A 14425-nucleotide genomic window follows, 5' to 3' on the forward strand; every position below is an offset into this window, starting at 1 on the left:
GTTGATTAGAAATTGCAAGAAAAGCCGATCGTATACGAACGTTGCGAAGGATACGCACCGTAATCAATGCCTTGTTGCAGCAACGATTGCGCATAGGAACTTACTTCCGGGTCAAACCCTGTGTAATTCGTCAAGGTCCAGATGTTGGTTCCGGTCACGAATAATCTTGGATTTTGAATCGGCCCTAACCTCGGGAAAGTGTATGACAAACTCAGCATTTTCAGTCTTACGAAGCTTCCGTCCTCGATCATTGTCGAGTTAATGTCACCCGAAGCAATGCCGCGCTGAATGCCTGGATATTTAACATTGTTATGCTCATTCCCTTCTCTGTAACGGTTGTTATACCAGTCTTCGGATTGGTTGAATCCCACGCCGCCGTAATCTACAACACCATTATTAATGTAGAAATTGGTGAGGTTAAGCACATCATTCCCAACAGATCCGGTAAACAATGCATTAACGGAAAAGTTTTTCCAGGTCAGATCATTGCTCCATCCGAATGTGAAATCAGGAGTCGATTTCCCAAGCACCACGCGGTCGTCTGCGGTGATAATGTTGTCTCCGTTGACATCTTCATAAATCCACGCACCATAAAGCGGTGTGCCTTTGGAGCCGGGAGGCCGCGGACCTTCAAATGTCGCAAATGTAGGATTGCCGTCGCTGTCAAAAGAATTGGTTTGGGTCAAGCCCGAAACACGGAATCCAAAGAACTTTCCTACTTCTTCGCCCGGCGTCAGGATCCCTGAAACTCCGCCGAGCAGGTTACCATTAATGCTCACATAATCTGACTGCGTGCGGTCGCCAAGATCGATCAATGTGTTTACGTTTCTTGAAAGATTGATTCTTGACGAGAAAGTAACATTGCGTTTCTGAATAATGTTGGCCTGAATACTTAGCTCCAAACCGCGGTTACGCATCGTCCCGTAGTTATCAATGATAGTCCCTACACCCGATTGCGTCGGCACTTTTCTGGGTTGCAACAGGTCAGAAGTAACTTTGTCATAATAGTCGAAACTGAAAACAAGTCGGTCGTTCACTGCATTGAAGTCAGCACCCGCATTGAACTGACGCGTCCCGCTCCCAGGATAAATTCGGGTTGGCAATTGTGTTTGGAAAAATGCCTGTGTTGATCACGCTTCCGTCTCCGGCTGGCCCCATTTCGTAAAAGCCGCTTCCATATTGTGATAACGACGAATAAGGTCCGATGGCCTGGCTTCCCGTTTCACCATAAGAAGCGCGAAGTTTAGTATTGGAAATAAAGGTGATGCCTTTCATAAATTCCTCCTGTTCGAGATTCCAGGCAAGTGCGACAGAAGGGAAAATGCCATATTTGTTATTTGCTGCGAAGGCCGATGCGCCGTCGATCCGGATCGAAGTGTTCAGGACATAGCGGCCTTTCAAAGAATAATTGGCACGCAGGAAACCTGACTGCAAAATGCGCTTCTCTTTGAACGATCCGATGGATTGCGACTGCGCGCTACCAATGTTGTCTACGCCAAAAAACGGCACATCGAACCCGGATGAGTTAGTGCTGACGAATTCAACAGTTTGGTCGTTATATTCCACACCTAAGGTTGTATTCAAATAGTGGTCTTTCTTAAATGTCTTTTCGTATTGCAGATAAGCATTGACATTATAACTGTAAGTGTTGGAAGTGTTATTGCTCCCACGGCCTTTCACCTGATTTCCTTCGGCGGTGGATGGCGGCAAAAACACTTTTCTTCTCGTGAGGTTCTGGTTTCCGCCCAAGCTGACGACCATTTGTAAACCGTCGGCCAATTTGAAATAGTTTTCAATGTTCAGGATCGAATAATCGTTCTGCGTAATGTCGGTTTTGGCCATGAGCTCATTAACCGGATTGGCAAAATAATAACCCTGATAGTTCGGGATCCCCAGGCTGTTATTTCCCAGATAATCAACTGCTAATGTAGGCGCTGCACGCAATCCGTCCATTAATCCGCCCGAGTTGGGCCATGCGCGGGAAGCAGTCACAGCGCGGTTATTCTTCTGGCGCGTCACGGCAACCTGTCCTTTCACAGTATACCAGTTGTTGATCTCATTGTTCAGGTTAAGGCGCAGACTCGCGCGGTTGTTGTCTGAATTAATGATCGTTCCTTTTTCTTTGAGATAATTTCCGGATATATAATAAGATGATTTCGGACTTCCGCCTGACAAGCTGAGCGTAATGTCCTCGCGGAAACTGGGCTGCGTTACTGCTTCCACCCAATCCGTGTTCGTCAAGGCGCTGTCCAGATTCTCAAATGGCGCATTGCGGCCAGATATAATGTAGCTTTCATTGATCGTCTCCGCATATTGGCGCGAATTCATCATTTTGATCGGATTTGCAATTGTTCCAAATGAGGTTTTGTTAACAAGCTCAACCCGTCCTTCGCCTCTTTTCCCCGACTTTGTTGTGATCAAAACAACCCCATTAGCGCCTCTGGAACCGTAAATGGCTGTCGCAGAAGCGTCTTTCAGGATTTCCATGCTTTCAATGTCGTTGGGATTGATCCCGTACAAGCCATTTTGCGTGTAAGCTCCAGTGAAATTGGCACCAGCCTCGCGATACGGCGGCATCGGGAATCCATCGACTACGTAAAGTGGCTCGTTATTCCCGCTCAATGAGTTGTTACCACGGATCCTGACCACGGAAGCGGCGCCCGGTTCACCCGAAGATTCAACAACCTGAACACCCGTCGTGCGGCCTTGCAATGCCTGATCGATCGTGTTTACAACTGCCGATTTATACTCCTGAGACGAAACTCGGGATGTGGAACTTGCCAGGTCGCGCTTGCTCTGCGCACCATAACCAACCACCACAACTTCCTTCAACGCCTTAGCTTCCGGTGTTAGTTGTACGTTGATCTGCGCCTGCGTTCCCACTGTCACTTCCTTCGCTGCAAAACCAATTGAACTGAAAACCAAAACAGCGCCGGTTGCAGGCACTTTCATCGTATATGTGCCTTCCGGGGTTGTTTCAGTGACGATTTCGGTGTTTTTTACTAAAACCCTTACACCCGGTAGTCCGCCGCCTTTTTCATCGACAACTTTGCCGGAAACTGTTTTTGGATTTGCTCCCAGCTCCGCGGATGGCTGTCCAGCGGGCGTTACATTATTCGTATCTGGTGTCGTCACGGCCTGCTGGGCTGGTTGTGCAGGTGTCGCTGGCTGCGCTGGTTGTGCTGGTGCTGCATTGCCCGTTGCTGCGGGCTGCTGCGTTTTATTCGTGTCAGGAGCAGCGCCTGGCGTTGTTGCTGATTGCGGCTGCGCTGCTGAATCTGGCTTGGCAACTGGCTTTAACAGCGGATCAAAGTTTTGAGAGGGTTTCACTGCGGGAGCAGTGCTGGCCGAATCGGCGGTGGCTTTTGGTTTGGGAAGGGTATCAGTTGCTGGTTTTACAGCTGCCGGAACGGGCTTTGGCAAGGAATCTTTCTTCGCGGAATCGGGTGTAACCTGCTGTGCGTAAATGTTTGTAGTTGCTAAAAAGCATAACATCAGCAGCACCCGACACCCTCGAAAAATGAGATTGCCTGTTTGAGGCTCAACCTCATTTGATCGTTGAGTTGTTTGCATATTTATCGTTTGGCTAAGTGATAGGACGGTGTCCCAAAAGTTGATACGTATAGTGCCTGACAAAAATCATACCCTTATGTTCCCAACGGTGATAAACTGCATTTTAGAGCCTGCTAACCCGGTCGTATATATGTAAGATGCCGCTAGCTAAAATGATCGGGAATTTCAGGCACATTATTTTTTTATTTTCCAAATTAATTCGTAATCAGATGTGATTATTTTTGGAAACAACCATGTTAAGATTACATTTGTCAAAATGCCCATAACCCCGGGGATTGAGATTTATATTGTGAATAAGAGTATAGGAAACTAAATACAACCATGAGCCAGGAACAACTGCTAACCGCCGATTATATTGATTCTCAGATAGGAAACGTCATCGAATACTATATCCGCTGGGATTTTGAAGAGGATCCTTTTTTCGGAAAAGCCAGGATCAAAGGGTTGGTGGATGATGATTTTGGCAAATTGAAAATAATCTGCGACGTAATTGAAGGAAGCGATCTGGAACTGGCCTACGAAGAAGAAGAAGTGTTCATGTATTCAGATAACCACCCGATTTATGCGGGCACATTGCCCGAAATCTATTCTGCTAACTGGGTCAGCACGGACGGCAAGAAGAAGAAGCAGATCTTCATATCACCTCCCAATGAAAATGCAAAGGAATTTGCGATCGCGCAAACCAACAGTAAGGTGATCGTAAAAAGGATTTATTAAAATAAAAACGGGCTTAACGTTGATCATTAAGCCCGTTTTAGCATTGCTCCTCTCCTAGTTCTTGACAATTTTCTTTGTCAGGACCCTGTCAGCAAATTCAGCTTTTACAATATATAACCCGCTCGCATAATTGGTCAGATCGAAGTCGTAGACATTTGTGCTTACTTCCCCGGTGACCTGCTGCTCGGCCATTTTTTCTCCCGCGACATTATAAATCGAGACGGATTGCAAACCGACCGGATGCGGATAAAACTGGACGGAAACGAGCCCGTTTGTCGGATTAGGCGTAACCAGGAAGCCGGCTTCTTTCAGATTCGGGTTAATGGTGACGGTCCTGATGTTGATGTCGTCCAGATAAATGTTGTTCTCATTACCATTCGAATTCAGGAATGCAACCAGCACTTCGCCCTGGTTGATAAATCTGCTGATGTTGATTTGCTCATTGCGCCACTCGTTCGCAGTTGGCGTAAAAGCTGTGCGGATCGCCGAAGTCCGGGTCGTAAGGGAAGGCCCCCATTTCTTGTAAACGCTCGTATAAGTTTGCCCGCAATCCGCGCTGATCAGCACTTGCAATGTATCCCAGACATTGCCCTCCGCAGTCGGGTTTGTGTAGGTCGCCGCGGCAAGCTGGAATGAAACGAACGCCGAGTCCGTATTGGCAATGTTCACAGTGGGCGCCCGCAAGTAATCGCGCTGGCCAATTGCTTCATTTCCAAAGTTGAAAATCCTGACAGAAGCCGTTCCGGTTTTGGCCGCGGTCGTCGTCTTTTCCCAGGTCGTGCCATTGTCTTCATTTACAATGTCCCAGCCTTGCGGCGGGAAAAGGCTTTCGAAACTCTCGACAACCGGCGCTTCAAATGCTTCGTAATAAATGAATGAAAGACTGATCGAATCATTCGCGTCATCCTCATCCGCAATGCCATTCGGGTTGGTTGTATAAATGGTCAGCACATGATTGCCTTCCGCGGTTGTAAGCGCGGGCAAGTTCACGGTTGTTTCAGCAAATGTTGCCAGTGAGCCCGTCCAGCGGAAAGTCTGCACCGTGCCGTCGTCGATCACCGCATTGATATTAACCGAAGTCAGCACTTCCAGCCCGCGGTTCACCAACACCACTCGCGGCGTAAGCGTGTTGTTGCAAATCCGCTGATCAGGATTCAATATGGTTTTCAGCGAAGCATCTTTCCTTTTGAGGTTTAACGGAGTGCAGGCATCAGAACTAGCAAGAGACATTCTCCAATTTGTTAGTGAAATATCCATGCGCTGTACTTGCCCCTTGGTGAACATAATTAAGCAGTTATCAGCAGTATAATCCATATAATTCTGATACATTATTCCTGGGGCGGTGGGAGTACAATTATCCGTTTTGATTCCTGACGGGCAAGCACTGGTGCTATTAGTCTGGTTAGGGGTATCATCAACTAAATCAGTTCCGTTACAAGTTCCGTTATCATCACCCCAAATGTGATAAAGATTAAAGTAGTGCCCTATTTCATGGGTAAGTGTTTTGCCCGCGTTATACCCAGCAACATTTCCGCCTGGTAGACTTCCGAAATCGATTACCACGCCTTGCTCCTCGGGAACGCCGTCATCTGGAAAAGTTGCATAGCCTAATGTTCCCCCGCAAGATCACAAATCCAAATGTTAAGATAACGGTCCGGATCCCAAGCATCTGCACCGCCAGATTCTGCGTGCTTCACTAGGTTATTGGTATAATCGAATGTCGAACGATTCGTGCTATAACGCTGGATGCCCGATGTGGTTTTCTCGTCGGGCGTGCGTTGCGCGAGACAAAACTGAATGCCCGATTGCCCGAACAATGACCTGAAATGTGCCGGAACGCGGCTTGCGCTGCCGTTGATGCCCGCATAATCTTTGTTAATGGTGTCGAGCTGCGCCATGATCTGCGCTTCGGTAATGACTGACTGGTTGTTACTCACGACATGAAAGACAACAGGAATGGTCACATCCGCAGTCGTTTTCAATGATTTGCCTGAAATGCTGCGCTGGCGAATGACTTGTTTCAACTGCTGCTCGCGCTGATCGAACATGATTTTTAACGTCGGCTGCTGCTTGAAGCGCAGGTTAAGAAGATCCATCGTTCCGCAACGGTCCTGCGCTGCAAGGCGCGTGCCGGTTATTACGAAAAATAAGATTATAATGCTTGTAATGAAATATTTAACGTCAGGTAAAATGTAGCGCATTGGTGGGGTTCCCGGGAACAAGATTGAGAAAATATTTTTGTTGATGTTGCAGCACTGCCCGTTTTTATAGTGTACTACGTAAAAAAACCGGCAAGTGATGCGAATTGTTACTTATTTAATTTGTTTTATCTTAAAATCATACCCATCATGCCCGAGCAGACTGCCTTACCGACGCGCAAGATAATCCATATTGATATGGATGCATTCTATGCGTCCGTGGAGCAGCGTGATTTTCCCGAATACCGCGGCAAACCACTCGCAGTAGGCGGTTCGCCGAGTGGCCGGGGCGTGGTGGCGACGGCCAGTTATGAAGCAAGAAAATTTGGCGTAAGGTCTGCAATGTCGTCCCGAAAGGCCATCCAGTTATGCCCGAACATTATATTTGTCCGCCCACGATTTGAGGTTTACAAATCGGTTTCGAATCACATCCGGGAGATTTTTATGCGCTATACGGATATCATTGAACCGCTCTCGCTTGATGAAGCATTTCTGGATGTGACGGAGGACAAGCAACAAATCGGATCGGCATTGGAAATTGCGGAAAAGATCAAAGCGGCCATCAAATCAGAACTCGACCTCACCGCTTCGGCAGGCGTTTCGGTTAACAAATTCGTTGCAAAGATCGCCTCGGACATTAACAAACCTAACGGCCTTACATTCGTCGGGCCTTCGAAAGTGGAGTCTTTTATCAATGCGTTGCCCGTTGAGAAATTTTTTGGTGTAGGAAAAGTAACGGCCGACAAGATGAAGCGCATGCAGCTTTTCACTGGTGCAGACCTGAAAAAGCTTTCTGAACAAGAACTCGTCAAGCATTTTGGTAAAACAGGGCATTTCTTTTATAAAATTGTAAGAGGAATTGATAACCGGGAAGTGGAAACGCACCGGGAAACCAAGTCGCTGGGCGCCGAGGATACATTCATGTATGACCTCACGACCATTGACGAAATGCACAAAGAACTCGACAAAATTGGCGTGACTGTTGTTACCCGACTCGAAAAAAAGCAATTGAAAGGGCGGACGATTACATTGAAGATCAAATACAGCGATTTTACCCAAATAACCAGAAACCATTCTTTCGCATCGCCGGTCGGTGACCTCGATACGATACTGGACATTGCCAAGCAGTTGCTGGAAAAAGTGGATATGGAAGAAAAAGCCGTTCGGCTTCTGGGCATTTCGCTGTCCAGCTTTGGAGAGCAAGAGTTTCGGCCTAGGCGGTCGAGGGACTCTGCTCAACTGGAATTATTCGATTAAATCTTCTTTCTTAAAGTAACAATGCATCAACCCGGTGCGCCTGCACTTTTCCTTCACACGGCGACCACGAGAATATTGTAAAACGGCCGTCCTGAGAAGCCACAAGTGCAATGGAATCGCGCTGATCGAAGACAAATTGTGCTGCTGAAAGATGCCTCGTGCCTCCTTGCTGCACAGGATGAAGCACCAAACCTTCGTTCCCTATAACGGGCTCCGTTACCAGCATTTCCTCAATCGCCTCGCTCCCAGCTGCCCGTCCGATCTTGGCACCGAAAGCCAGCAATTCGTAATTATCGTTAATAATAGTCGCGCCGTCAACTGCAGTTAATCCCGCCAGACCGTTGATCGCTGAGCTAAGCTGACTTTGCCAGGCAATCGGATTAGGATCGGCAACATAGCGCCGGTTCAACTCCGCAAGCTCAGAAAATGCCGGCTGGACGTGATAAGTGATCGGATGAATGATGGATTTTCGCCAATTCTCTTTTCCATTCGGCACTACAAGCAAAATGCCTCCACGCTCGTGCTCGCGCATGGAAACCGCCAATTGAACCAGAATATTAAGCGAATCCGTCCATAAGCTGGACGATGCAAAACCGATCATGGAATTAATCACGGAAGGACAATCCCGCGCCTTACCGCTCTTTTCATCGACGATTTTAACCTGATCGCCTTTTAAAACCGCAACATTGACAAACTTCCCAAAACCATCCAGCCTACGGTGTTTCACCACCAGCATTCCCGGCTCGATCACCTCCAGAACAAAGCATAAACCCGGTATAACCCGCGTCGTGCCCCAAATCCGCAACTCGTCGCCCTCCATCCACACGCCCAAATGGATTCCTGAACGCTCGACTGCGGGTGCCAGCTTGGTCAGTGAATTGGAAGTAAGGGATAATGTTTCGCTGAAAATAAGCGGGTGCTCGGCAAATTCGGGCGGTAAAAAGGCAATGGAAACTTTGGGGGAACGGCCTTCTTCCCTGCGCAAGCTCGCCCAGAAAGTCGTGTCGATAATGGTTTCAATGGTTTTGGCGTCGGGCTTGGGCGCCAGTTCCTGATCGTAGTGACTGCTGACCTGCAAATGATGACGCTCAAAATGGCTTTCAACGAGGCTCGCAATCGCCCGCGCCGCTTTGTATGTTGTAACCGGAACCGTATCTCCGGCCAGGGTGTTGGTATTGAAGTTCTTAATCATTGGGAACGGGCACTTAAAATTTTTTGCAATTGTGGTCGTTGTCTTGGCAGCTGCACATCCGCACAGCGTCCGATAAGTTAAGATAGCAACAAAGAGAAGTCATAAAAAGTTGGGATTTCAGAACTGCGTATTTTTTTTCACACACAAAAAAAATTTTTGACCCAAACCTGATACAGTTGCCCGTGATACTGAGCCGATTCAAGTTTTTCCGAACATTGATTTAGCATTTTTTCACAATTTCTTACACATCGTTTCCAACCATTTCTGATTTTGGAACGTCGTATAAAACAAAGCTTGAAAGTAGAGAAGTGATATTTCAGCCATGAAAATAAAAACAACGGTTTCAATGATTGATCTTGGAAAAAACATATCTTGCCTGCATCAAAATGATCAGATTGCGTGTATAGATACACGAAATGATAATAATCACATTAACTATTTGCGGAATGCTGTAACAAGTTAAATCCAAAAGCTGTTACGCCTTGCATACCGCATTACCTATTCCCTCTTCGCCCTTAAAATTCGGAAACGCAAATAAGCAGGACGCTAAGTCCTCAGAAGTTTCTTTGTGTTTTGTAAAAAACAGAAACCGCCGCGCCGTTAAATAATCAGGTGCATGTCAGTTTCGGAGAAAAAGAACACTGGTTCAATAATTGTTGATTGACGACGTGAAATCTGATAAAACTAGGTTACCAAAAATTAGCAAACTATCGGGTACAACATATACTCTACACTTTAAATTGTAAGATTGATGAAAAGCATCTCGGTAGTGATTCCGAATTACAACGGAAAGCATTTATTCGAAAAATATTTCGAAAGCAACTACAAGATCCTCAAAGGGGCTTGGAACGAAGGTTCAGATCATCGTAGTGGATGATGCATCGAGCGACGATTCCGTAGCTTATCTTGAACAGCAATATGGAAATGAAATTACGATTATCCGTAAGGAAAAGAACTCCGGATTTTCGCACACCTGCAACCTGGGCATCCAGAAAGCAGCAAATGATCTGATTTTCCTTTTAAATACGGATGTTACGCTGGAAGAAGGTTACTTCGAAAAGCTTTACAAATATTTCGAGCTCGAAGATACATTTGGCGTGATGGGCCGCATTATCGGCATGGAAGATGACAACATTCTCGATGCCGCGCGTTCTCCGAGGATCCTGGGACGCAAGATCAAGCCGAGCAACTTTTTTTATCTGAAAGATTCCGACACGCTTACGCCTACTTTTTACCTTTCAGGAGCGATCGCATTGATGGATACGAGGAAACTGAAAGCCATTAACGGGTTCAATGAAATGTTCAATCCGTATTATGGTGAAGATCAGGAAATGTCGATACGGGCGTGGAGATTGGGCTGGAAATGTTATTACGAGCACAATGCAGTTTGCCGCCACGAGGTTTCAGCCAGCACAAAAGGACACAAAGACAATTACTCGGTAAAGCGGATATATTTCCGTAACCGTTATTATATGCATCACCTGCATTTACATGGCATTGACCTTAATCTTTATCATTTGCAGGTTATTCTGAGCGATGTGCTCCCGAGCATTATCACGCTTCAATTCTACAAAGCACAGGCTTATCTGGATTTTCTGCGCAACATGAACGAACTTGCTATCAAGAAATCGGCGTTCAAAACGCAGATGAAAAATCATAAATCCAACATCGGGATTAATGATGTCATCGAGAATATCAAGATGATGCTGAAATACAAGCAGGTAGTAAAATTATAATCTTAGCCTGCGTTTTTCAAGCGATAAGCATTAATTTGCACCCTCAACCGGAAATTTCACAATTTCCGGCTGTTTTTACTTTCAGGCATATCCTAATATGCCATTTTCCATATAAATGAAAACATACTTCCGATTATTATCTTTTGCCCAGCCCATTGCCCGATTTGCAGTCCCCTACATTATTTTCACAGTTCTCGGGGTTATATTCAACACACTTAATTTAGCCCTGCTCGCTCCTCTGATGAGCACCCTTTTCAACAATAACAAGGACGGAGCGGAGATCATCGAAAAACCTGACAATTGGGATGTTACCGGCCTGCTCAACTATTACGCGCAGCAAGCCAATGACACTTATGGCCCGCACGGCGCCCTGCAAATCGTTTGTGCCGTTATCGTTACTTCTATTCTGCTTTCCAATATTTTCAAATATTTCTCGCAGCGGGTTATGGAAAACCTGCGGATCCATACATTGCTGAATCTGCGCAAAACGGTTTTCAACAATGTCATGAATTTGCATGCTGGCTATTTCAGCAACCAGCGGAAAGGCGACATTATTTCCAAAATCGCTTCCGATGTGCAGGTGGTGCAGTTTTCGGTGACGGGAACTTTGCAGGTTGTGTTTAAAGAGCCTTTGCAGCTGCTTGCTTACGTTTTCATGCTTTTCGCAACTTCTGCTAAGCTTACGTTTTTTGCCATTCTTGTTATTCCCATTTCTGCTTTTATTATTTCCAAAATTGTCAAAAGACTGAAAGAGCAAGCCACGATGGCGCAGCATCTTTTTGGGTTAATGATCAGTTATCTGGACGAAGCGCTTTCAGGGATCAAGATCATCAAAGCATTTAATGCGACGGAGGACATTAAGGAGAAGTTTCATCAGGAAAACATCCGTTATTCAGAGCTCGGCCGCAAAATGGCGCGTCGTCAGCAATTAAGCGGACCCGTTTCGGAGTTTTTGGGCGTGACGATGGTTGCTATCATTGTGCTTTACGGAGGCTCGCTGATCCTGGATAACCAATCCGATCTGAGCGTTTCGAAGTTTGTGGCTTACATTGCGCTCTTCTCACAAGTAATGCGGCCTGCCAAGGCGCTGACGGATTCTTTCAGCACCATTCATGCGGGAATAGCAGCCGGCGAAAGGGTTTTGGAACTGATTGATGAAAAACCGGAAATCCAGGATGCACCGAACGCAATTGACGTGAAGGAATTTAACGATTCTCTCAAACTGACGAATGTTTCCTTCGCTTACCAATCCCGGCCCGTTCTCAAATCAATAAACCTGATCATTCCAAAAGGCAAAACGGTTGCGCTGGTTGGCCCTTCGGGTGGTGGAAAATCAACATTAATGGACTTGCTTCCGCGCTTTATTGATGCGCAGCAAGGATCGGTTTCTATTGATGGTCTGGATGTTAAGCAGGCAAAAATGGAATCTTTGTGGGCATTGTTCGGGGTAGTAAACCAGGAATCCATGCTTTTCAATGACACGATCTATAATAACATTGCATTTGGAAACCACACAGCGACGCCGGAAAAAGTAGAAGCAGCGGCACGCGTTGCCAATGCACACGACTTTATTATGGACACAGAAAACGGTTATCAAAGCAATATCGGTGACCGAGGAATGAAGCTTTCTGGCGGACAAAAACAGCGTATTTGCATTGCACGAGCCGTTTTGAAAAACCCGCCGATCATGCTTTTGGATGAAGCCACGTCTGCATTGGATACGGAATCTGAAAAACTGGTGCAGGGCGCATTGAATAATTTAATGCAAAACAGAACTTCGCTGGTGATCGCGCACAGGCTGAGCACGATTCAGAAAGCGGATATGATTGTGGTGCTGGAAGATGGGCAGATTGTGGAGCAAGGCAATCATTCTGAGCTAATTGCACGCGACGGCCTTTACAAAAGGCTGATCGACATGCAAACGTTTAACGATTAAGTTTTAATTAAGTTCTTATGTTCAAAAAGAGAAATCTGGTTTCGAGACTCTGGCTTAAACACACGGACAAGATCCGTTACAAGCAATATAAATGGGAGTTGAAAAACCAGAAACAATTGGCGTTTGCAAATTTCATTAACGACGCCGATAAGCTTACAAGTCCTGCCAAAATTAAGGAATACGCTGCTCAAAAGGGATTTATCCGACTAAGCCACAGCGGAAACGCCGGAGACATTATTTATGCTTTGCCGACTATTGAGGCGATCCGCAAAATGACAAATGTGCGCATTGAGCTGTATCTCAGGCTCGGGCAGCCATTGATCCTCTCAGGTTACAACACGCACCCGCTGGGGAATGTGATGCTGAACCAAAAGATGGCGGATATGCTGATCACGCTTTTGAAACCGCAGTCTTACATTGATCTGGTTGAAGTGCATACGGACCAGCTTATCGATATTGATCTCGATTATTTCCGCGCGGGCGGCATTCCATTAGATAAGGGCAACATTGCGCGCTGGTGCAGTTATCTGACGGGCGTGAATCCGACCTTATACAAATCGTGGCTGGACGTTGAACCTGATAACACCTTCGCAAACACGATCGTGATGGCGCGCAGCGAGCGTTACCGCAACTACACGATCAACTACAAATTCCTGAATAATTATCCGAATATCGTCTTCATAGGCGTTGAGAGCGAGTATAACGACATTAAAAAGACCATCCCGGGCATCAAATGGGTTCAGGTGGATGAATTTATGCAGATGGCGCGGATCATTAAGGGTGCGAAATTCTTTATCGGCAACCAGTCCTTCCCCTTTTCCATTGCAGAAGGTTTGAAGGTGCCGCGGATCCTCGAAACATCTTTTGACGTGATCAATGTGGTTCCCGAGGGAGAAGACGGATATGATTTCTTCTTTCAGGAACACCTGGAATCGCTGGTCCAAATGCTTGACAGCCGCAAATAGCGCGCATTATTTCGAACACCCTGACTTCTAAATGAAATGAGTAGCACCAAAAAAGTTGCTGTTATTGTCCCTGTTTACAAAACGCAGCTTTCAGACTACGAAAAGATTTCGGTTCGGCAGTGCAAGAAAATCCTTTCAAACCATCCGATCATTGCCATTAAGCCCAGCACACTGGATCTTTCAGCGCTGGGCAACGATAACATTTTCAAGGATTCCGTCAGTTTTGACCCGGCATTTTTCGAAGGCGTGCAGGGCTACAACAGGCTGATGCTGAGCCCGGAATTTTATCAAACCTTTCTGGATTACGACTTCATCCTCATTTATCAGCTCGATGCATTTGTGTTTAAAGACGAGCTTTTGCAATGGTGCGGCAGCGGCTATGATTACATTGGCGCGCCCTGGCCAAAGCGGCTGGAAGAGCCTGATATCGTGAAAGCGCTCAAAACGAGGACCATTACTTTGTATCACATTTGGAAAAACACAACTGAAAATGGTTTGCCGAGCCAACGGCAGTTCGATAATGTGGTGGGAAACGGCGGATTTTCACTCAGGCGGGTCAAGAAGTTTTTCAAACTCGCTGCGACCATGCAGGATAAGGTGAACGAATATCACCAACGGACGGAACACCAGTTTCACGAAGACGTGTTTTGGAGCATTGAAGTGAACAGAACATTCAGCAGACTAAGAATTCCGTCATTTAAAACGGCTTACAAATTTTCGATTGAAAATAATCCCGAGCGCGGCGTGCGCTTCAACAAAGGCTTGCCATTCGGGTGTCACGCGTGGGACACCAATGATAACCTGCCCTATTGGAAGCCGTATCTGATCGAAATGGGCTATACATTATAATC

11 protein-coding genes and 1 pseudogene are annotated in these 14425 nt (G+C 46.3%); 6 read left to right on the forward strand and 6 right to left on the reverse strand.

The features are described from left to right. Positions 1-5: 5 nt before the first annotated feature. Both AC0IYG_RS20545 and AC0IYG_RS20550 read right to left on the reverse strand, forming a co-directional pair. On the reverse strand, positions 6-1103 hold the full coding sequence (locus AC0IYG_RS20545) for a TonB-dependent receptor domain-containing protein (RefSeq protein WP_471712932.1): 1098 nt from the start codon (positions 1101-1103) through the stop codon (positions 6-8). Then, complete coding sequence (locus AC0IYG_RS20550) at positions 1048-3495, reverse strand: SusC/RagA family TonB-linked outer membrane protein (protein WP_471712933.1); 2448 nt, start codon at positions 3493-3495, stop codon at positions 1048-1050. The genes AC0IYG_RS20545 and AC0IYG_RS20550 overlap by 56 nt, the downstream gene beginning before the upstream one ends. Before the next feature lie 399 nt (positions 3496-3894). Between AC0IYG_RS20550 and AC0IYG_RS20555 the strand changes: the two genes are divergently transcribed. Continuing rightward, positions 3895-4290, forward strand: a complete 396-nt coding sequence (locus tag AC0IYG_RS20555) for a hypothetical protein (RefSeq protein ID WP_471712934.1) — start codon at positions 3895-3897, stop codon at positions 4288-4290. A gap of 54 nt (positions 4291-4344) precedes the next feature. On the opposite strand, the gene AC0IYG_RS20560 is transcribed toward AC0IYG_RS20555, so the two are convergent. The 3 genes and pseudogenes from AC0IYG_RS20560 to AC0IYG_RS20570 form a co-directional block, all read right to left on the reverse strand. Further along, positions 4345-5520, reverse strand: coding sequence for a T9SS type A sorting domain-containing protein (locus tag AC0IYG_RS20560; protein WP_471713256.1), 1176 nt, complete (start codon positions 5518-5520; stop codon positions 4345-4347). Positions 5521-5598: 78 nt separating this feature from the next. Next, positions 5599-5853: pseudogene (locus AC0IYG_RS20565) on the reverse strand (M43 family zinc metalloprotease); the annotation flags it as partial. 44 nt (positions 5854-5897) lie between these two features. After that, positions 5898-6491 carry a zinc metalloprotease gene (locus AC0IYG_RS20570; protein WP_471712935.1) on the reverse strand — a complete coding sequence of 198 codons (594 nt, stop codon included), beginning with the start codon at positions 6489-6491 and terminating at the stop codon, positions 5898-5900. Between the two features lie 147 nt (positions 6492-6638). Between AC0IYG_RS20570 and dinB the strand changes: the two genes are divergently transcribed. Further along, entirely contained in the window at positions 6639-7745 is a 1107-nt protein-coding gene (gene dinB / locus AC0IYG_RS20575) for a DNA polymerase IV (protein ID WP_471712936.1), read from the forward strand. Between the two features lie 10 nt (positions 7746-7755). On the opposite strand, the gene AC0IYG_RS20580 is transcribed toward dinB, so the two are convergent. Next, positions 7756-8937, reverse strand: a complete 1182-nt coding sequence (locus tag AC0IYG_RS20580) for a putative sensor domain DACNV-containing protein (RefSeq protein ID WP_471712937.1) — start codon at positions 8935-8937, stop codon at positions 7756-7758. A gap of 869 nt (positions 8938-9806) precedes the next feature. On the opposite strand from AC0IYG_RS20580, the gene AC0IYG_RS20585 reads away from it, so the two are divergent. From AC0IYG_RS20585 to AC0IYG_RS20600, 4 genes are all read left to right on the forward strand, one after another. After that, on the forward strand, positions 9807-10673 hold the full coding sequence (locus AC0IYG_RS20585; RefSeq protein ID WP_471712938.1) for a glycosyltransferase family 2 protein: 867 nt from the start codon (positions 9807-9809) through the stop codon (positions 10671-10673). Positions 10674-10788: 115 nt separating this feature from the next. Beyond that, the gene (locus AC0IYG_RS20590; RefSeq protein WP_471712939.1) at positions 10789-12609 is read left to right on the forward strand and encodes an ABC transporter ATP-binding protein; all 1821 of its coding nucleotides are present in this window, start codon (positions 10789-10791) and stop codon (positions 12607-12609) included. Positions 12610-12626: 17 nt separating this feature from the next. After that, entirely contained in the window at positions 12627-13574 is a 948-nt protein-coding gene (locus AC0IYG_RS20595) for a hypothetical protein (protein ID WP_471712940.1), read from the forward strand. Positions 13575-13610: 36 nt separating this feature from the next. Next, positions 13611-14423, forward strand: a complete 813-nt coding sequence (locus tag AC0IYG_RS20600) for a DUF5672 family protein (RefSeq protein WP_471712941.1) — start codon at positions 13611-13613, stop codon at positions 14421-14423. The last annotated feature ends 2 nt before the right edge of the window (positions 14424-14425 follow it).

Source organism: Dyadobacter sp. AC419 (genome assembly GCF_979253085.1).

Coding starts and splice junctions, on each gene's coding strand:
- AC0IYG_RS20550 (WP_471712933.1), bottom strand. CDS start 3,495: ATGTTATGCTTTTTAGCAACTACAAACATTTACGCACAGCAGGTTACA.
- AC0IYG_RS20555 (WP_471712934.1), top strand. CDS start 3,895: ATGAGCCAGGAACAACTGCTAACCGCCGATTATATTGATTCTCAGATA.
- AC0IYG_RS20560 (WP_471713256.1), bottom strand. CDS start 5,520: ATGTCTCTTGCTAGTTCTGATGCCTGCACTCCGTTAAACCTCAAAAGG.
- AC0IYG_RS20570 (WP_471712935.1), bottom strand. CDS start 6,491: ATGCGCTACATTTTACCTGACGTTAAATATTTCATTACAAGCATTATA.
- dinB (WP_471712936.1), top strand. CDS start 6,639: ATGCCCGAGCAGACTGCCTTACCGACGCGCAAGATAATCCATATTGAT.
- AC0IYG_RS20580 (WP_471712937.1), bottom strand. CDS start 8,937: ATGATTAAGAACTTCAATACCAACACCCTGGCCGGAGATACGGTTCCG.
- AC0IYG_RS20590 (WP_471712939.1), top strand. CDS start 10,789: ATGAAAACATACTTCCGATTATTATCTTTTGCCCAGCCCATTGCCCGA.
- AC0IYG_RS20595 (WP_471712940.1), top strand. CDS start 12,627: ATGTTCAAAAAGAGAAATCTGGTTTCGAGACTCTGGCTTAAACACACG.
- AC0IYG_RS20600 (WP_471712941.1), top strand. CDS start 13,611: ATGAGTAGCACCAAAAAAGTTGCTGTTATTGTCCCTGTTTACAAAACG.